This window comes from Pseudomonas sp. Con_6, assembly GCF_059379395.1.
In genome coordinates this window covers 3,740,352-3,759,496 of the sequence record NZ_CM182011.1, presented here as the reverse complement: position 1 = coordinate 3,759,496, position 19,145 = coordinate 3,740,352, and the positions used below count along the sequence as shown (strand labels likewise).

The window sequence follows — 19,145 nt, the reverse complement described above, 5'->3', positions numbered from 1 at the left end:
GTCAGGCGCGGGGGTCGAAGGCTTCGCGCAGGGCATCGCCGATGAATACCAGCAGGGTGAGGATCAGCGCCAAGGCGAAGAAGGCGGTGAAGCCCAGCCATGGGGCTTGCAGGTTCTGCTTGCCCTGGTTGACCAACTCGCCCAGGGAGGCGCTGCCGGCAGGCATGCCGAAGCCAAGAAAGTCCAGGGCGGTGAGGGTCGAGATCGCCCCGGTGAGGATGAACGGCAGGTAGGTGAGGGTGGCGTTCATGGCGTTGGGCAGGATATGCCGCAGGATCACCAGGCGGTCCGGCAGGCCCAGGGCCCGCGCCGCCTGCACGTATTCCAGGTTGCGCCCACGCAGGAACTCGGCGCGCACCACGTCCACCAGGGCCAGCCAGGAAAACAGCGCCATGATCCCCAGCAGCCACCAGAAATTCGGTTCGACGAAACCGCTGAGGATGATCAGCAGGTACAGCACCGGCAACCCCGACCAAACCTCCAGCAGACGCTGGCCGAGCAGGTCGACCCAGCCGCCGTGGTAGCCCTGCAGGGCGCCGGCGGCGACGCCGATCACCGTGCTGATGACGGTCAGCGCCAGGGCGAACAGGATCGACACCCGGGTGCCGTACAGCACCCGCGCCAGCACGTCGCGGGCCTGGTCGTCGGTGCCCAGCCAGTTGCTCGCGGTGGGCGGGCTCGGCGCCGGCACCTGCAAATCGTAGTTGGGCGTATCGGCACTGAACGGCACCGGCGGGAACAGCATCCAGCCGCCCTTGCCCTCGATCAGTTCGCGCACGTACTGGCTGCGGTAGTCCGGCTGGAACGGCAACTGGCCGCCGAACTCCTGCTCGGTGTAGCGCTTGAACGCCGGGAAATACAGGCTGCCCTGGTAGCCCAGCAGCAGCGGCTTGTCGTTGGCGATCAGCTCGGCCCCCAGGCTCAGGGTCAGCAGCGCGGCAAAGGCCCACAGCGAGAACCAGCCCCGGCGGTTACTGCGAAAACGTTGCCAGCGGCGCTGGCTGACCGGCGAAAGACGCAGCATCTAGTGCGCCCTCGCGGCAAAGTCGATGCGCGGATCGACGAAGGTGTAGCAGATGTCCCCGACCAGGCGGATCAGCAGGCCGAACAGGGTGAAGATGAACAGCGAGCCGAACACCACCGGGTAGTCGCGGCTGACCGCGGCGTCGTAGCTCATGCGCCCGAGGCCATCGAGAGAGAAGATCACCTCGATCATCAGGGAGCCGGCGAAGAATACCGTGATCAGCGCCTGGGGCAGGCCGGCCACCACGAGCAGGATGGCGTTGCGGAACACATGGCCGTAGAGCACACGGCGCTCGGTAAGGCCCTTGGCCTTGGCGGTGATTACGTACTGGCGGGTGATCTCGTTGAGGAAGGCGTTCTTGGTCAGCAGGGTCAGGGTGGCGAAGCCGCCGATTACCAGCGCGCCCACCGGCAGCACCAGGTGCCAGAAGTAGTCGGCGACCTTGCCGATCAGGCTCAGCTCGGCAAAGTTCTCCGAGACCAGCCCGCGCACCGGGAACCAGTTCAGCGAGGTGCCGCCGGCGAACAGCACGATCAACAACAGGGCAAAGAGGAACGAGGGCAGGGCATAACCGATGACGATCAGGCTGCTGCTCCAGGCATCGAACACGCTGCCGTGGCGCACCGCCTTGCGGATGCCGAGGGGGATCGACACCAGGTAGGTGATCAGGGTGGCCCAGAAGCCCAGGGACAGAGTTACCGGCATCTTGTCTAGGATCAGGTCGGTGACCTTGGCGCCGCGGAAGAAGCTGTCGCCGAAATCCAGGCGGGCGTAGTTGCCGAGCATCAGCCACAGGCGTTCCGGTGCCGACTTGTCGAAGCCGTACTGTTTCTTGATGGTTTCCAGCAGGGCCGGGTCGAGGCCGCGGCTGGCCCGCGAGTCCAACTGTACCGAGCCTGCGCCCGGCGCGCCGCCGCCAATGCCTTGCAGCCGCGCCATGGCCTGTTCCACCGGGCCGCCCGGGGCCGCCTGGACGATGACGAAGTTGACCAGCAGGATCACCAGCAGGGTCGGGATGATCAGCAGCAGGCGCCGCAGGATATAGGCGGTCATGGCTTGCCCTTCGTACGTTCTGCCATCTGTTCGTTGGTCAGGGCGGTGGGGCTGACTTCCCACCAGGTGTCCAGCGCCGGATCATTGGCGGCCGGGACCTTGGGCAGGCCGAAGCGGTTCCACCACACGCTGGACGTGCCTGGCGGGTAATAGTTGGGAATCCAGTAGTAGTTCCATTGCAGCACCCGGTCGAGGGCGTGAGCATGGCGCTGCATGTCGGCCTGGGTGCTGGCCCGCACCAGCCCGTCGATCAGGCTGTCCACGGCCGGGTTCTTCAGGGCCATGAAGTTGTTCGAGCCCGGATCGTTGGCCGACGCCGAGCCGAAGTAGCTGTACAGCTCCAGCCCAGGCGAGGTGGTGACCGGGTAGCCGGTGACGATCATGTCGTAGTCCCGGGCCATCAGGCGGTTGACGTACTGCGCCGAATCGACCCGGCGGATCTGCATGTCGATGCCGATCTGCGCCAGGGTGCGCTTCCATGGCAGCAGCAGGCGCTCCATGCCGTTCTGGCCGTTGAGGAAGGTGAAGCTCAGCGGCTCGCCCTGGGCATTGACCAGGCGATCGCCGTCCGGGCGCCAGCCGGCGTCCTGCAACAGGGCCAGGGCTTGCAGTTGCTTGTCGCGGATGATCCCGGAGCCGTCGGTTACTGGCGCGTGGAACACTTGGCTGAAGACCTCGTCGGGGATCTGCCCGCGCAGCGGCTCCAGCAGTTTCAGTTCCTCGGCGTCGGGCAGCTCACGGGCGGCCAGCGGACTGTTGGCGAAGTAGCTCTGCTGGCGGATGTACATGTCGCGCATCATCCGCCGGTTGCTCCACTCGAAGTCCCAGAGCAGGGCGATGGCCTGGCGCACGCGGCGGTCCTGGAACACCGGGCGCTGCAGGTTGAACACATAGCCCTGGGCGTTCTGCGGCGCTTCTTTCGCCAGGTGTGCGCGTTGCAGGCGGCCGTCCTCCAGGGCCGGGCCGGCGTAGCCGATGGTGTAGCCGGTGGCGGAGAACTCGCGGTTGTAGTCGTAGCCGCCGCCACGCAGGACCTGGCGGGCCACGTCGGTATCGCCGAAGTACTCGATGCGCATCTGGTCGAAGTTGTAGCGGCCGCGGTTGACCGGCAGGTCCTTGCCCCACCAGTCGCGGTCGCGCTCGAAGGTGATGCTGCGGCCGTTGTCGATTCGGCCGACCTTGTACGGCCCGCTGCCCAGCGGCGCCTCGAAACCGCCGCCGTTGGCGAAGTCGCGACCTTTCCACCAGTGTTCCGGCAGCACGGGCAGGGAGGCCAGGTCGAGGGCCAGGGTGCGGTTCTGGTTGGTCTTGAAGTCGAAGCGCACCTGGGTCGGCGACTCCACCACCACGCCGGCGACATCGGCGAACTGGGTGCGGTATTTCAGATTGCCGTCGCGCAGCAGCAGGTCGTAGGTGAAGCGCACGTCCTCGGCGCGGATCGGCTGGCCGTCGGCGAAGCGTGCCTTGGGGTCGAGATAGAAGCGCAGCCACAGGCCATCGTCGGCCCGTTCCATGCGTCGGGCTACCAGGCCATAGACGGTGTACGGCTCGTCCAGCGAGCGCACGGCCAGGGGCGAATACAGCCAGCCGTCGATCTCGCTGACGCCGATGCCCTTGTCGATATAAGGAAGGATATGGTCGAACTGGCCGATCTCGATGGCCGAGCGGCGCAGGCTGCCGCCCTTTGGGGCGTCAGGGTTGGTGTACTGGAAATGCTGGAAGCCGGCGGGGTAACGCGGCGCTTCACCGTAGACGGTGAGGGCGTGGGTCGGTGCGGCTTGGATCGAATGGCAGAAAAACGAGGCAAGGAGCAACACTGTTCCCTTGTGGGAGCGAGCTTGCTCGCGAAGGGCTGCAACGCAGCCCCTGGCGATGGAACGAATCAAGACCGATCAGTCCTGACGGCTGGTCACTTCCAGCAGGTGATACCCGAACTGGGTCTTCACCGGACCCTGCACGACGTTGATCGGTGCGCTGAACACCACGGTGTCGAATTCCTTGACCATCTGGCCCGGACCGAACGAACCCAGGTCACCGCCCTGGCGGCTGGACGGGCAGGTGGAGTTGGCTTTGGCGACTTCGGCGAAGTCCGCGCCGGCTTCGATCTGTGCTTTCAGTTCGTTGCACTTGTCTTCGCTGCTGACGAGGATGTGGCGGGCAGTGGCTCGGGCCATGGGGAAACTCCTGATAGATGAAAAGCCAGAGCCTACCGCAATTGGTGGGTGATTTCTCCTGAAACCTTGTAGGACATGCGAGCGACACGGACCTTGTCGGAGCGGGTCCGAGGCGCTCATTCAGCCGCGCAACTGGCCTGCCGCCTTGCGCAACATGGCTTCGGTCCCCTCCCAGCCCAGGCAGCCATCGGTAATCGACACGCCGTATTTCAGTGCCCCCTTGCCCAGCGCCTGGCACCCATCGAACAGATGACTCTCGATCATCACCCCCACCAGCGACCGGTCACCTGCCAGGCGCTGTTCCATCACCTCGGCGAACACCGCCGGCTGCTTCAGCGGATCCTTGCCACTGTTGGCATGGCTGCAATCCACCATGATCCGCGCCGCGATCCCACCCTTGGCCAGCCCTTGGCGCGCCTGCTCGACGCTCACCGCGTCGTAGTTCGGGCCCTTGTGGCCGCCACGCAATACCAGGTGCGTATCCGGATTGCCCAGAGTCTCGACGATCGCCGGATGCCCTTGGGCATCGATACCGAAATGCCGATGCGGATGGGCCGCACTGCGGATCGCATCACAAGCGATGCCGACGCCGCCATCGGTGCCGTTCTTGAAGCCCACCGGCAGGCCCAGGCCGCTGACCATCTCGCGGTGGATCTGCGACTCGGTGGTGCGTGCACCGATCGCCGCCCAGCTCAGCACGTCGTCGAAGTAGCCAGCCGCCATCGGCTGCAGCAGTTCAGTGGCCACCGGCAGGCCGAGGCGCAGCATGTCCAGCATCAGTTGCCGGGACAGGCGCAGGCCGCCGTGCATGTCGTCGCTGCCGTCCAGGTGCGGGTCGTAGGCCAGGCCTTTCCAGCCGACCGTGGTACGGGGTTTTTCCACGTAGGCGCGCATCACCAGCAACAGCTGGTCGTCCACCTGTCGGGACAGCTCGGCAAGGCGCTCGGCGTATTCCAGGGCGGAACGGGGATCGTGCAGGGAGCAGGGGCCGACCACCACCAGCAGGCGCGGGTCATGACCGTCGAGAATGTTCTTCACCGCCTGGCGGTGTTGCGTGACCTGGGCCGCGAGGGCCGGGGAAAGGGGCAACTGCTGCTTGAGTTGCACGGGGCTGGGCAGACGCAGGCTGACGGCGGTGTTGGCTGCGGCAGGGGTGTTCAGTGGCAGTGCCTGGGTGTTCGCTTGCATGTTCGGGATTCCTTGGGCGGAAGGCGGGTGTTCTGTCCCGCGTCTTCGGCCCTATCGCTGTGTTCGACAGATTCGTGTGAGTGCATGTTCGCCACCTGTTGTGGTCCGGTCGGAGGCGGCAGGCTGGCCCGAACGGCAGTGGCTAAATCGCCAGGCAGAGCTTTGGTAACGGTAGGAAGTGGCGTAGTTCATGTTCGATTCCTCAGTGATGTCGGTGTAAACGGACCCAAAAACAAAACCCCCGGAGGGCTGGGCCGTCCGGGGGTTCGAGAGTTCTCGTGCGCGGCGGCCCTGTTAGTGGGCGCCGGTGTGGGTATCAGCGGCGCCTGTGGCTAAACCAATACCCGAAGTAATACGGAGCGCTTGCGCCGCGAACAGCCACGGACGCTTCAGCACGCGCGAGGCGAGCAGTGCGTTGTGCGTGGATGTGGGTGGCGTGGTGCATGGCGTGCTCCTGTTGAATGCGTTCGAGCTTACTTCAGCGTAACTACGTGTTTCAACGATTAATTTCGATCGAAACGATTAATTATTCCTAACGACGCAGGTACGCGGTGAAGTCGATATCCCCGGCACTGAGGATCGCCTGCACGCGGTTGTGCACGTTGAGCTTGCGCAGTATCGCCGAGACGTGGGCCTTGACCGTGGTCTCGGCGATGTCCAGGTTGTAGGCGATCTGCTTGTTGGACTCGCCCTTGGTCATGCGTTCCAGCACCAGCAACTGCTTGCGGGTCAGGGCCTGCAGCAGTTCCGGGGCGAAGCCCTGGGGTTCGTTCTGGCTGCGGCGGGTGCCGCTCTTCTGGGTGCGGATGATGTCCGGCGGCAGGTAGACGTTGCCGTTGAGGATCTGCTCGATGGCCTCGGTCATCTGCGAGCGCGGCGAGGACTTGGTGATGAAGCCCACCGCGCCGTAGGTGATGGCTTGCAGGACGATCTGCTTGTCCTGTTCGGCGGAGACGATCACCACCGGGATGGTCGGCGCCTCGTTGCGCAGGTTGATCAGGCCGCCCAGGCCGTGCATGCCGGGCATGTTCAGGTCGAGCAGGATCAGGTCGAGATCGTCGTGTTCGCCGGTCAGCGCCAGGGCGCTGTCCAGGTCAGCGGTTTCCATCACTTCGCTACCGGGGAAGCCGTCGCTGATGACGTTATGGATGGCTTCGCGAAACAGCGGATGGTCGTCGGCGATCAGAATCTTGTACATGGCTTTGCACCTTATTGTTTTTGGCGAAGACCGCAGGAACAGCGTTGGTCAGGGAAACACCTCGGGCGTGGCGGCGACCACCGGCAGGCCGGCGGCCTCCCAGGCATCCAGGCCATCACGGTACCAGTACAGGCGCGAGTAGCCCAGCGCGGTGGCGCGGCGCACGGCGTTCCAGCTCAGCCAGCAGTCGGAGCGGCAGTAGAAGATGATGGGCCGGGCGCGGTCGCCGGCGCTGAGACGGTCGAGGTGGCGGCTGAAGTAGTTGGCCCACTGGGCGTCCAGTTGGCCATCGCCGGTGTTGGGAAGCCAGTGGCTGTCGGGCAGGTTGGCGTGGGCTTCGCTTTCGATGAACTGGCCGTTGAGCCAGGGACGCTTGTACACGTCGATCAGCAGGGCATTTTCCTTGGACAGCGCTTGCACCTGGGCGGTGTCGACGGTCTGCGCGACGTCGGCGCTGGCCGGAGTCGGGCTGCGGTACAGGCCGGTGCGGTAGCCGTCGGCGGAGAACAGTGGGGTATCGGCCAGGACAGCGTTGGCGAGCAGGCCGGACAGAGCCAGGCCGAGGAGGGTAGGCAGGACGCGAGGCAGCATGATCGGCAGTCTCATTTTTGTTATGCCGTCATTACAGGTCAGTCGCACGGCTTTGTGAATGCGACCATCGACAGCAAAAGCGCTACCAAAGTAGTAGGCGATGGGGCCGACGAGCGCTCTAGCATGGGGCATGGCGATAACAACAAGGAATGACGCCGATGGATATCCTGCTGGTCGACGACCACCCCATGATGCGCCTCGGCCTGGCTGCGGTCCTCAGCGCCGAGCTGCCCGTGCGTGAAGCCGCATCCGGCGAGGAAGCCTTGTTGCGGGTGCAGGAGCAGGTGCCGGGGCTGGTGTTGATGGACTTCGATCTGCCCGGGATCAGCGGCCTGGAGACCACCCGCAGGTTACGCCAGCGTCTGCCGCAATTGCGCGTGCTGTTCTTCAGCGAACATACCGAGCTGGGTCTGGTGCGCCAGGCGCTGGATGCCGGGGCCTGTGGTTTCCTGTCCAAGGCCGTAGCCTCGGCGACGTTGTTGGAAGCCGTGCGTCGGGTGTTGGCCGGGCATGCCTATATCGAGCAGGCCCTGGCCACGCAACTGGCGACTCAGCCGCAGCACGCGCGATTGACCGGGTTGACCCAGCGCGAGACCGAGATCTTCCTGATGCTGGCCAAGGGCACGTCGATGCGGATGATTGCCGAGCATCTGTGTTTGAGCGGGAAGACCGTGTCCAACTATCTCACGGTGTTGAAGAGCAAGTTGCAGGTGAGCTCCCATGCGGAGCTGGTGCATCTGGCGATCGAGACCGGATTGCTGCGCATCGCCGCATGACGCGAACTCTCATAGAACAACACATAACTCATTGATTTAGCAGGGACCTTGTGGGAGCGGGTTTACCCGCGATTGCAATGGTGAGTTCACTACCGCAATCGCGGGTAAACCCGCTCCCACAAGGTTCGCGTAGAGCATTCGACCCTTATTCTCTGCGCGACAGCGCAGCCCGCATGGCTGGCGTGGTCAGTCCCAGGTCTTGGGACACCCCTTGCACCCCTCCATATTGGCATCCTGGAAATTCGCGTAATGCTTGCGGGTCCCGCGCAGGTCAGCCTTTTCCAGGTTGCTTTCACCGAACTTGGCTTCCTGCAGGTTGGCGTCCGCCAGGTTGGCCCCTAGCAGGTCGGCGCGACTGAGCCAGGTCATCTCCAGGTCGGCAGCCTGCAGGTTGCTGTTGTGCAGCTTGGCTCCGGACAGGCGAGCGAATTCCAGGTAGGCGCCGCTGAGGTTGGCATCATTGAATTTCGCCCCCTGGGCGAACATGCCCCAGGCCTGGGTGGCGATCAGGCTGGCGCCGGTGAGGTCGGCGATGCGCAGGTTGGTCTGCTGCAGACTGGCGCGGTTGAGGTTGGCGCCCTGCAACCGGGCTTTCTCCAGATTGGCCATGTCGAGGTTGGCATGGCGCAGGTCGGCGTTCTTCAGGTTGGCACCGGCCAGGTTCATCTTGTGCATGTCCTGGTTGTTCAGGTCCGCGCCTTCGAGGTTGGCGCCCGGGCACTGGCTTTCCGGCTGGATCACGCAGCCGTTGACGATCAGCGGCTGGTCGTCGGCGCCATCGTCGGCAATGACGGCAAAGGCGGGGGTGATGGCGAGGGTGAGGAGTAGCGGGAGGTATTTCATGGATAGCTCCTTCATTCATGGACGCCGCTATCCCTGTGGGAACTGGCTTGCCAGCGATCGGGCCATCAGGTCCGACACAAGGGTGTCAGGCAGGGCCTCATCGCTGGCAAGCCAGCTCCCACAAGGACCGCGTTGCAGAAGAGGCAAGGGGGCTCAGCACCCCCTTGCCTGACTCGGATCAGCGCTGCGCGGTCTTGGTATCCCAGCTCGGGATCTTGAACACCCAGAACGAACCACCCTGTGCCACTGGCTTGGTCAGCTCGGCCATGTCGCCGCCCCACAGCGGTACCGCGCCGCCGTAGCCGACGGTCACGCCGATGTACTGCTCGCCGTCCTGTTCCCAGGTGATGGGCGGGGAGACGATGCCGCTGCCCGTCTGGAATTTCCACAACTCTTCGCCGGTCTTGGCGTTGAAGGCCTTGAAGTAGCCATCACCGGTCCCGGTGAACACCAGGTTGCCCTTGGTCGCCAGTACACCAGCCCAGAGCGGCAGGCGCTCCTTGTGTTCCCAGACCATCTTGCCGGTGGTCGGGTCCATGGCGCGCAAGGAACCAACGTGGTCCTCATACATGCGCTTGATGCGGAAGCCCATGCCCAGGTAGGCCGAGCCTTTCTTGTAGTTGACTTCCTCGGTCCAGTATTCCTCTTTCCACTGGTTCGACGGCACGTAGAACAGGCCGGTGTCCTGGCTGTAGGCCATCGGGTTCCAGTTCTTGCCGCCGAGGAACGGTGGCGAGACTTCCACTGGCTTGCCCTTGGTCTGGCCTGGCTCGGGCTTTGGCGGACGCTGGCCTTCGTTTTCCACCGGACGACCGGTCTTCAGGTCGATATGGCTGGCCCAGGTGATGTTGTCGGCGAACGGGAAGGCGTTCTTCAGCTTGCCGTTGGTACGGTCGACCACATAGAAGAAGCCATTGCGGTCGGCGTGGGCGGTGGCCTTGTACTGCTTGCCGTCCTTGTCCTTGTAGTCGAACAGCACCAGCTCGTTGTTGCCGGAGAAGTCCCAGGCATCGTTCGGCGTGTGCTGGTAGAACCACTTGACCTCGCCGGTGCTCGGGTCGACGCCGACCTGGCCGGAGGTGTAGAGGCTGTCGTAGTCGTGCGGGTTGCCGTCCTTCGAAGTTCGTGCCCAGGTGTTCCACGGGCCCGGGTTACCGGCGCCGACGATGATGGTGTTGGTCTCGGCGTCGAAGCTCGCACTCTGCCAAGGGGCACCGCCGCCGTGGCTCCAGGCTTCGACCTTGCCGGTCTCGGTGGTCGGATCGTTCGGCCAGGACGGTGCTTTCACATCGCCGGTCGGGGTGCTGTCCTTGCCGTTCAGGCGGCCCATGTGGCCTTCCACGAACGGACGCATCCAGACTTCTTCACCGGTTTCCGGGTCGCGGGCATACAACTGGCCGACCACGCCGAATTCGTCACCGGAGCTGCCGTGGATCAGCAGGACCTTGCCGGTCTTGCCGTCCTTGATCAGGGTCGGGGCGCCGGTCATGGTGTAGCCGGCGGAGTGGTCGCCGAACTTCTTCTTCCAGACGACCTTGCCGGTGTCCTTGTTCAGGGCGACGACCTGGGCGTCGAGGGTGCCGAAGTAGATCTTGTCGCCGAAGATCGCCGCGCCGCGGTTGACCACGTCACAGCAAGGGCGAATGTTGTCCGGCAGGCGGTGGTTGTAGGTCCACAGGCGCTTGCCGGTCTTGGCGTCGAGGGCGAACACCCGCGAGTAGGAACCGGTGACGTAGACCACGCCGTCGCTGACGATCGCTTGCGACTCCTGTCCACGCTGCTTCTCGTCGCCGAAGGAGTACGACCAGGCCGGGGTCAGCTTGAACACGTTCTTGTCGTTGACCGCGGTCAGCGTGCTCCAGCGCTGGGCGTTGGTGCCCATGCCGTACTGCAGTACGTTGTTGGTGGTCTTGTGGTCGTCGGCGATGTCTTCCCAGGTCACCGGCTTGGCATGGGCAGGGGCCATTGCCAGGGTACCGACCAGCAGCACGGCCTGCACGGCCAGGGACAAAGGGGAGAGAGCGGCGGGTAACGATCTTATTGTCATGTTGGTGTTTCCCAATGGAGGTTTTGGCCTGCATAGACTGGAACGCCAGCCCCTCCCGAGATACGGAAAAAATCCCGCCCTTGCCGGGAAAACTTCCCAGGTCGGGCATGATTTGGCACTGCCCCACAAGCCCTACTACCAACGGACTAGGACGCGACCACCAAAGCAGCATGGGGGCGTTCCCGGGTGCTTCCTAAGATGGCCGCCAGAACCTTTCGCCAGAGAGGTTTTCGCGTGCAAATCGTGCAACCTGAAGTAGTCGAGGGCAAAACAATGACAACAGTAAAGAACGCCTTGCTGGGCGCCGTGTTCATGGCCGGCCTGATCAGCACCGGAGCGGTCCTGGCCCACGGCAACGTGACGCCGAGTGCGGTGAACACCGGCAACCTGGAGAAGCTGGGTGAGGAATGGCGGACCGAAAACCCCTATCGCACCGGCAAGGACCACGACGAAGCTCTGAGTATCGGCGCCTCGGCCTACAACATGAACTGCGCCGCCTGCCACGGCCTGGAAGCCAAGTCCGGCGGCATCGCCCCGGACCTGCGGATGCTCGACGAAGGCGCCAGCGGTGACGAATGGTTCGTCGAGCGGGTGCGCCACGGTTCGGTGCGCGACGGCCGCGTATACATGCCGAAAATGGCCGACTACCTGAGCCAGGAAGCGCTCTGGGCCATCCGTACCTACCTGGACAGCGTCCGCGTCGAGGAGTGATGTCATGGGCCGGGTGCCGTTGTTGCTGATGGCGCTGTATCTGGGCGCCCCGGCATACGCCCTGGATCCGGGCCCCGACCCGGTGCCCTCGGTGATGTGGGAGTTCTACCGTAAACAATGGATTGGCGATGAACAGTACCGCTTCGACCAGCGGGTCAAGGTCATCGCGCCGCCGTTCGCCGAGGACGCCCGGCAAGTGCCGCTGCAGGTGGATGCCCGCGAACTGCCGGGAACCGTCAGGCGCATGCTGGTCTGGGCCGAGCTCAACCCGATCCCCAGGATCGTCGACTTCGCCCCGGGGCCGCAGGTGCTGCCATGGCTGGCGGTGCGCATCCGCATCGAGCAGGCCACCGCGCTGCGTGCCGCCGTGCAGACCGAGGATGGAATCTGGCATGTCGGCTCGACGCTGATCGATGCCGCTGGCGGTGGCTGTACCGCACCCAGCGTGGTGCGCAGCCAGCCCGGTTGGGAAGAGCGCCTCGGCCAGGTGCTGGGCGGGCGCTACCCGCGCGAGGACTACAGCCGCTTGCGCCTGTCGGTGTCGCACCCCATGGACAACGGCCTGATGGCCGGGATCCCGGAATTCTTCATCGAGCACGCCGAACTGTTCGACGCCGCAGGCCAGTCCCTGGCGACCCTCGAACTGTTCCCGGCCGTGAGCGAGAACCCCAGCCTGTCGTTCGACCTGCGCCGCCCCGGTCCCGTACGCTTGAGCCTGCGCGACAACAACGGCAATGCCTTCGACGCCGCCATCGAATGAGGTCCCGGATGCGTGCTTTGCTGTGCCTGTTGAGCCTTGTCAGCCTGCCGAGCCTGGCGGCGCTGGATTACCATCTGCAGCCGCGCCAGGTGGCGGCGGACACCTGGGTGCTGGAGGGCAGCACCGAGAATTTCTCCCGGGACAATGGCGGCAATATCGTCAATACCGGGTTCATCGTCAGCGAGGCCGGGGTCGTGGTGATCGACAGCGGCCCTTCGCTGCGCTACGGCCAGGCCCTGCGCGAAGCGATCGGCAAGGTCACCGACAAGCCGGTGGTTCAGGTGCTGATCACCCACCATCACCCGGATCACGCCTTGGGCAACCAGGCCTTCGCCGGTGTGCCGATCGGTGCCCTGGCGGGGACCCGGGAGCAACTGGCGAAGGAGGGCGATGCCCTGGCGGAGAACATGTACCGCATGGTTGGCGACTGGATGCGCGGCACCGAGGTGCGGCTGCCGGAGCAGGTACTGGAGCCAGGGGTGAAGACTTTTGGAAGCCATCCGCTGCGTCTGCTGGCCTTCAGCGGGCATAGCGGTGCGGACCTGGCGGTGCTGGACGAGAAGACCGGCGTGCTGTTCGCCGGGGACCTGCTGTTCTACCAGCGGGCGTTGACCACGCCGCACAGTCCCGGGCTGGCGCAGTGGGTGGATGATCTGCAGCAGTTGCAGGGTTTACCCTGGAAGGTGCTGGTGCCGGGGCACGGGCCGGTGAGCACCGACCGCGGGCCGTTCGACCAGATGGTCGATTACCTGGGCTGGCTGGACGACCTGCTGCGTGACAGTGCGGCCAACGGGCTGGACATGAACGAGGTGATCGCCACGCCGATTCCTGAGCGGTTCGCGGCGGTGAGGCTGAGCCAGTATGAGTTGATCCGCAGTGTCACCCACCTGTATCCGCGCTATGAGCAGGCGGCGATGGCGCGGGTTGAACAGTAGCCCGGCTCGAGCGCCTCATCGCGGACAACGCCCGCTCCCACAATGTTCGAGGCGACACAAAACCCGGTGGGAGCGGGCGTTGCCCGCGATAGGGCCCTAAGGTTCACCTAACCCGTTTGGACGATGCCCCCAACCCCCTCCCGCCCGACTATCCGGTCAAAGGCCAACGAGAGACGGGTGGATGAATCAGGTCAAACAATGGGTGACGCACAGCGTCGAGGTCGTCGCGGACTGGCTGATGGCCTGGCGCAAGGGGTTGCTGGCGCTGTTCGTGCTGCTCAGCCTGGGGCTAGGCTACAGCGCCCTCAACACGCAACTGGACCCCGGCTTCAACAAGCAGATCCCGGTGCGCCATGCCTGGATGGTCAACTTCCTCAAGTTCAGCCAGTACTTCACCGGCGCCAACCGCTTCCTGGTCAGCGTGCACTGGAAGGGCGAGGGCGATATCTACAACCCGGAATTCCTCGACACCCTGCGCAAGGTCACCGATGACGTCTTCTTCATCTCCGGGGTCAGCCGTCCCAGCGTGACCTCGCTGTTTACCGCCAACGTGCGCTACATCGAGATCACCGAGGAAGGCTTCTTCGGCGACGTGGTAGTGCCGCCACGCTTCAGCGGCACCCCCGAGGACCTGGCCCAGGTGCGCAGCAACGCCGCCGCGTCCGGCCAGGTCGGCCGCCTTATCGCCAACGACCTGAAATCCGCCATGGTTCGTGCCGACCTGCAGGACCTCGACCCACGCACCGGCAAACCGGTGGACTACACGCAGATTGCCCAGCGCCTGGAAGAGGTGCGGCAGAAGTATTCCAGCGACAAGATCGAGGTCAATATCGTCGGCTTCGCCAAGCTGGTCGGCGACGTGGTGGAAGGCCTGACCACGGTGATCGGCTTCTTCGCCATCGCCTTCGTCATCACCGGCCTGCTGCTGTGGCTGTACTCGCGCTCGCTGCGCCTGACCGTGGTCGCGCTGCTGGTGGCGCTGCTGCCGGTGGTGTGGCTGCTTGGCCTGCTGCCGCTGCTGGGCCTGGGCATCGACCCGATGTCGATCCTGGTACCGTTCCTGATCTTCTCCATTGGCGTATCCCACGCGGTGCAGATGACCAACGCCTGGAAACAGGACGTGGTGGCCGGCGCCACCTCGCTGCAGGCGGCACGCACGGCGTTCTGCAAGATCTTCATTCCCGGCTCCCTGGCCCTGCTGATGAACGCCCTGGGCTTCGCCGTGATCATGCTCATCGACATCCCCATCGTCCACGAACTGGGGGTGACCGCCTGCATCGGGGTGATGCTGATGATCGTCACCAACAAACTGATGCTGCCCATCATCATTTCCTGGCTGCCGCTGGAAAAGGGCCTGCTGCGCAAGGAACAGGCCGACGCCAACAGCCGCCACGCCCTGTGGTGGCGCCTGTCGGCGCTGGCCGAACCCAGGCCGGCCCTGGCGGTGTTCGGCTTGAGTCTGTTGCTGCTGGCTGCCGGCGCCTGGAAGGCCCGCGACCTGGCGGTGGGCGATATCGGCGCCGGAGCCCCCGAGCTGCGCGCCGACTCGCGTTACAACCAGGACAATGCACGGATCATCGGCAGCTATTCCATCGGTCTCGATGTGCTGGCGGTGTTCGTCCAGGCCCACGGTGTGGAAGAGGGCTGCCTGAACCCGGAAGTCATGCGCGCCGTGGAAGGCTTCGATTTCCGCATGCGCGCCGTGCAGGGCGTGCAGTCGGTGCAGAGCGTGGCCGGCATGGGCAAGCGGGTGATCGCCGGCAACAACGAGGGCAATCCGCGCTGGGCGGCGATTCCCGGCTCGTCCCGCGGCCTGAGCCAGGGCGCCCGCGCCTACATGCCGGACGACGGCCTGGTCACTGACGGCTGCCAGCAGATGCAGATCCTGGTGTTCCTGGCCGACCATGAAGGCGCGACCATCAGCCATGCGATCAACGAGGCCAAGCGGATCATTGCCGAAGTCTCCACGCCCCACGTCGAGTTCCTCCTCGCCGGCGGCAACGTCGGGGTCATGGCGGCTTCCAACGAAGCAGTGAAGCGTGCCGAGGTGATCATGCTCGCCGCACTGTTCGGCTCGGTCGCGCTGTTCTGCTGGCTGACCTTCCTGTCCATGCGCGCCGTGCTGTGCATCCTGGTGCCGCTGGCCATCGTGGCGATCCTGTGCAATGCGCTGATGGCCCTGCTCGGCATCGGCCTCAAGGTCGCGACCCTGCCGGTGATGGCGCTGGGCGTCGGGGTTGGCGTGGACTACGGCATCTACCTCTACGAGCGCATCCAGCACGAGATGGCCGCCGGCGCCGACCTGCGCGAGGCCTTCTACCAGGCGATGTGCCAACGGGGCACGGCGGCGGTGTTCACCGCACTGACCATGTCCATCGGCGTCTGCACCTGGGCCTTCGCGCCGCTGAAGTTCCAGGCCGACATGGGCGTGCTGTTGTCGTTCATGTTCCTGGTCAACGTGCTCGGCGCGATCTTCCTGCTGCCGGCGTTGGCCGCGTGGTTCAACCGTGGTCGGCCGCTGGTGGCGCGCGAGGCCCATTCCATCGAAGTACTGCGGGGCGAGTTCCGGCCGAAGCGACAGCCGGCCGCGCCCATCGTCGAATAATCAGGGAGCGCCCTATTGTGGGCGCTCCGCGAGACAGCGAGACTGTGGCGCGGCTCCCCCGGAGCCGCGCCTTGCAACACGTGCAGCAGCCGAACTCATAAAAACAACAAGGGGAGGCCACGGCCTTACCCGAGCGAGGAGAAGACTGTGGAGAATCCTGTACTCACCCAGGAAGGGCTGGAGGCGCTGGGTCTCGACCTGGCCCACTACGATCGCCTGGTCAGCGAGGTCTACGACGGCGCCATCGATCCACGGCACATGGCCAAGGCCCTCACCAGCTTCCGCGACCTTTACGGCGCTAACTACGTGACCCTGATCCTGCGCGTGCCGGACCAGCCGGACATGGGCCTGATGATCATCGTCGGCGATATCGAGGGCGCTGGCGAAGTCAGCTACATGACCTATCCGCAGACCCAGACCCCCTTCACCAATCTGCCCCAGGACTATGTGTTCACTGTCGACGACGTGCTCAGCGCGGAGCAGTGGGAGCATTCGGCCTACTTCAAGATGTTCTGCGGCCCGCAGGACGTGTACCACGTGATGGGCGCCGACATCTCCACACCCGACGGCGGCAAGCTGCGCCTGCGTATCACCCGGCCCAAGCGCGCCCCGGCGTTCAGCCGGCATGACCGGGCGCTGTGCGCGATGTTCCTTCCGCACCTGCGGCGCGGCATGCAGATGCACAACCTGCTGGACCGCAGCGAATCCCTCAGCGAGCTGTATTCCCAGGCCATCAGCAGGCTCTCGGTGGCGACCCTGATCCTCGACGAAAGCGGCAGCGTGCTGCGGGTCAACCCGGTGGCCCAGGACTTGCTGGCGCAGGCCGACGGTCTGAAACTGGTGGGCGGGCGCCTGGAAGCCACCTACCCGAGCGACAACCGCGAGTTGCAACGGCTCATCCGCGCCGCGTTCTCCCCGGATGCGCCGAAGAGCGCCGAGGCCATGTCGGTGACCCGGCCATCGGGGCAGGTCAACCTCGGCCTGGTGGTGGAGCCGATCCCGTCGCTGGACTGGGCGGAAGAGAAGGGCAAGCCGGCGGCGCTGGTGTATATCCGCGATGCCGCGAGCAAGTCGCTGGCCAGTGAGCTGGTGACCAAGCAACTGTTCAACCTGACCAAGGCCGAGACCGCATTGGCCATGGAGCTGGCCAATGGGCTGTCGCTGGAAGAGGCGGCGGAAGAGCTGAATATCCGTCGCAACACGGCGCGGGCGCACCTGCGTTCGATCTTCTCCAAGACCGGGGTGCGCCGGCAGACCGAACTGGTGCGCATCCTGCTGAACAGCGTGGTGGCCCTGGGCAAGCCGAAGATGCCCTTGAAAGCACCGGGAAAGGTCAAGGTGCCGCCGCCGCAGTTGGCGGTGCCGATCGCCAGGCGAGCATAGATTCTTAGTCTGGCTGGACGATGTTTTGATCCATTGAGCCTTCGATGATGGGGCTGCTGCGCAGCCCCTCGCGGGCAAGGCGGTCCCCGAATCCATCACGGAATACAAGAAAATGCCCACCACCGTCATCACCGGCTCCGCTTCCGGCATCGGCGCCGCTGTCGCCAGCGCCCTGCGCGCCGCCGGCCAGCGCATCATCGGCATCGATCGTGCCAACGCTGAGGTCAACGCCGACCTCTCCACCCCGCAAGGCCGCGAAGCCGCCGTTACCCAAGCCCTCCAGCTCAGCGATGGCGTCCTCGACGGCCTGGTCTGCTGCGCAGGCGTCGGCGTTACTGCGCCGTCCTGTGGCCTGATCGTCGCCATCAACCACTTCGGCGTCAGCCACCTGCTCGCCGGCTTCGAAGATGCCCTGAGCAAGGGCTGCAATCCCGCGGCCCTGGTGATCGGCTCGGTCGCCGCGATCCGCCCCGGCGCGGAAAGCGAAGCCATGACCCAGGCCATGCTGGCCAATGACGAAGGTCGCGCCCGCGATCTTGCCGACAGCCTGGCCGAACCCCAGGTCGCCTACGCGTGCTCGAAATACGCCATCACCCACCACGCCCGCCGCCTGGCCTCGGCCTGGGGCCCCAAGGGCATCCGCCTCAACGTGGTTGCCCCTGGTGCCGTGGAAACGCCGCTGCACGACGCCTCGCGCAACGACCCGCGTTTCGGCCAGGCCGTCCGTGATTTCGTCGCGCCGCTGGGACGCAACGGCCATCCCGAGGAAATCGCCACGCTGATCGCTTTCCTGCAGTCGGAACAGGCCGGGTTCATCCACGGCAGCGTGATGTACATCGATGGCGGCATGGACGCCATGGTCCGCCCTGGCCAGATCTGAGGAGCCCGGCATGAACAAGGTTGCATTCATCACCGGCGCCAGCCGCGGCATCGGTCGCGAGGCCGCACTGGCCTTCGCCCGTGCCGGTTTCGATGTGGCGATCAGTGCGCGTACGGTTGACGAGGGCCAAGTGCATCCCCATTCGTTGCGCGATGCCGATGGCGCCCCGCTGGCCGGCAGCCTCAACGCCACCGCCGCGGCCATCCGCGCACTGGGCCGCAAGGCCCTGGTGGTACCCATGGACCTGCTCGACAGCAGCTCGGTCCTGGCGGCCTGCAAGGCGGTACTGGCCGAATTCGGCCGTATCGATGTGCTGGTCAACAACGCCATCTACCAGGGCAGCGACCTCAACGCCGGTTTCCTGAAGCTGACGCCCGAAACCCTGGAGCGCATGTTCCATGGCTATATCCTCACCCCATTCCTGCTCACCCGTGCGGTGACCGAGGCGATGCTGGAGCAGGGCGGCGGCGTGGTGATCAATGTCACCTCCGGCGCCGGTGAGAGCGACCCGCCGGTGGCGGCGGAGAAGGGCGGCTGGGGCTACGCCTACGGTGCGGGCAAGGCGGCGGTGTCGCGTTTGTCCGGGATCGTCGCCACGGAGCTGGGTGAGCAGGGCATCCAGGCCTACACCCTCAACCCTGGCGTGGTGACCACCGACGCCTTGAAAGCCACTATCGGCGACCAGGGCGTCATCGCCCTGCGCGCCGGCAGCGCGCCGCCCGAAGTACCGGCGGCGGTGATGCTCTGGCTGGCCACCGACCCGCGGGCGCCGGCGTATCAGAAACGCACCATTGCTGCCCAGCCGTTCGCCCGCGAAATGTCCCTCTGGAGCACCCCGCCACAGGCCTGAAACGAGCCCGCGCCAGCGCGCTGTATATCCAGCCACCTGACATTTTTATCAGTTGTGAAGGCTGGCGCGGCTCACTAGCGTTATCTGCGTATCCGCTGTTTCCCATCATTGTGTCTGTGCATCGATT

17 protein-coding genes are annotated in these 19,145 nt (G+C 65.0%); 8 read left to right on the top strand and 9 right to left on the bottom strand.

The genetic code is table 11. The annotated features are described in order from the left end of the window. Position 1 precedes the first annotated feature (1 nt). The 7 genes from AC5QPF_RS16655 to AC5QPF_RS16625 form a co-directional block, all read right to left on the bottom strand. Entirely contained in the window at positions 2-1,024 is a 1,023-nt protein-coding gene (locus tag AC5QPF_RS16655; protein WP_494958943.1) for a microcin C ABC transporter permease, read from the bottom strand. Continuing rightward, positions 1,025-2,077 carry a microcin C ABC transporter permease YejB gene (locus AC5QPF_RS16650; RefSeq protein WP_494958942.1) on the bottom strand — a complete coding sequence of 351 codons (1,053 nt, stop codon included), beginning with the start codon at positions 2,075-2,077 and terminating at the stop codon, positions 1,025-1,027. It abuts the gene before it with no gap. After that, positions 2,074-3,894: an ABC transporter substrate-binding protein gene (locus AC5QPF_RS16645; RefSeq protein WP_494958941.1), complete on the bottom strand. Its 1,821-nt coding sequence runs from the start codon at positions 3,892-3,894 to the stop codon at positions 2,074-2,076. The genes AC5QPF_RS16650 and AC5QPF_RS16645 overlap by 4 nt, the downstream gene beginning before the upstream one ends. A gap of 75 nt (positions 3,895-3,969) precedes the next feature. After that, positions 3,970-4,251 carry a peptidylprolyl isomerase gene (locus AC5QPF_RS16640; RefSeq protein ID WP_064304619.1) on the bottom strand — a complete coding sequence of 94 codons (282 nt, stop codon included), beginning with the start codon at positions 4,249-4,251 and terminating at the stop codon, positions 3,970-3,972. Between the two features lie 120 nt (positions 4,252-4,371). Next, positions 4,372-5,439, bottom strand: coding sequence for a 3-deoxy-7-phosphoheptulonate synthase (locus AC5QPF_RS16635; RefSeq protein WP_494958940.1), 1,068 nt, complete (start codon positions 5,437-5,439; stop codon positions 4,372-4,374). 532 nt (positions 5,440-5,971) lie between these two features. Continuing rightward, a complete protein-coding gene (locus tag AC5QPF_RS16630; protein ID WP_494958939.1) occupies positions 5,972-6,637 on the bottom strand; it encodes a response regulator in 666 nt (221 codons plus the stop codon). Positions 6,638-6,685: 48 nt separating this feature from the next. Then, positions 6,686-7,228: a rhodanese-like domain-containing protein gene (locus tag AC5QPF_RS16625; protein WP_494958938.1), complete on the bottom strand. Its 543-nt coding sequence runs from the start codon at positions 7,226-7,228 to the stop codon at positions 6,686-6,688. 158 nt (positions 7,229-7,386) lie between these two features. Here AC5QPF_RS16625 and AC5QPF_RS16620 point away from each other — a divergent pair, with 158 nt between their 5' ends. Continuing rightward, positions 7,387-8,004, top strand: a complete 618-nt coding sequence (locus AC5QPF_RS16620) for a response regulator (RefSeq protein ID WP_494958937.1) — start codon at positions 7,387-7,389, stop codon at positions 8,002-8,004. Between the two features lie 186 nt (positions 8,005-8,190). On the opposite strand, the gene AC5QPF_RS16615 is transcribed toward AC5QPF_RS16620, so the two are convergent. Next, complete coding sequence (locus AC5QPF_RS16615) at positions 8,191-8,847, bottom strand: pentapeptide repeat-containing protein (RefSeq protein WP_494958936.1); 657 nt, start codon at positions 8,845-8,847, stop codon at positions 8,191-8,193. 178 nt (positions 8,848-9,025) lie between these two features. Then, entirely contained in the window at positions 9,026-10,813 is a 1,788-nt protein-coding gene (gene exaA / locus AC5QPF_RS16610) for a quinoprotein ethanol dehydrogenase (protein WP_494964189.1), read from the bottom strand. Positions 10,814-11,167: 354 nt separating this feature from the next. Here exaA and pedF point away from each other — a divergent pair, with 354 nt between their 5' ends. The 7 genes from pedF to AC5QPF_RS16575 all read left to right on the top strand — a co-directional run bounded on the left by pedF (position 11,168) and on the right by AC5QPF_RS16575 (position 19,018). Further along, positions 11,168-11,605 (top strand): cytochrome c-550 PedF, encoded by a 438-nt coding sequence (pedF, locus tag AC5QPF_RS16605; RefSeq protein WP_494958935.1) that lies wholly within the window; start codon positions 11,168-11,170, stop codon positions 11,603-11,605. A gap of 28 nt (positions 11,606-11,633) precedes the next feature. Then, positions 11,634-12,365, top strand: a complete 732-nt coding sequence (locus tag AC5QPF_RS16600) for a quinoprotein dehydrogenase-associated SoxYZ-like carrier (protein WP_494964188.1) — start codon at positions 11,634-11,636, stop codon at positions 12,363-12,365. Positions 12,366-12,373: 8 nt separating this feature from the next. Then, positions 12,374-13,300 (top strand): quinoprotein relay system zinc metallohydrolase 1, encoded by a 927-nt coding sequence (locus tag AC5QPF_RS16595; protein ID WP_494958934.1) that lies wholly within the window; start codon positions 12,374-12,376, stop codon positions 13,298-13,300. A 181-nt stretch (positions 13,301-13,481) separates the two neighbouring features. Then, positions 13,482-15,905, top strand: a complete 2,424-nt coding sequence (locus AC5QPF_RS16590) for an efflux RND transporter permease subunit (RefSeq protein ID WP_494958933.1) — start codon at positions 13,482-13,484, stop codon at positions 15,903-15,905. A 147-nt stretch (positions 15,906-16,052) separates the two neighbouring features. Further along, positions 16,053-17,288 carry a LuxR C-terminal-related transcriptional regulator gene (locus AC5QPF_RS16585; protein WP_494958932.1) on the top strand — a complete coding sequence of 412 codons (1,236 nt, stop codon included), beginning with the start codon at positions 16,053-16,055 and terminating at the stop codon, positions 17,286-17,288. Positions 17,289-17,400: 112 nt separating this feature from the next. Next, complete coding sequence (locus AC5QPF_RS16580; RefSeq protein ID WP_494958931.1) at positions 17,401-18,168, top strand: SDR family oxidoreductase; 768 nt, start codon at positions 17,401-17,403, stop codon at positions 18,166-18,168. 10 nt (positions 18,169-18,178) lie between these two features. After that, positions 18,179-19,018: an SDR family NAD(P)-dependent oxidoreductase gene (locus AC5QPF_RS16575; RefSeq protein WP_494958930.1), complete on the top strand. Its 840-nt coding sequence runs from the start codon at positions 18,179-18,181 to the stop codon at positions 19,016-19,018. Positions 19,019-19,145: the final 127 nt, after the last annotated feature.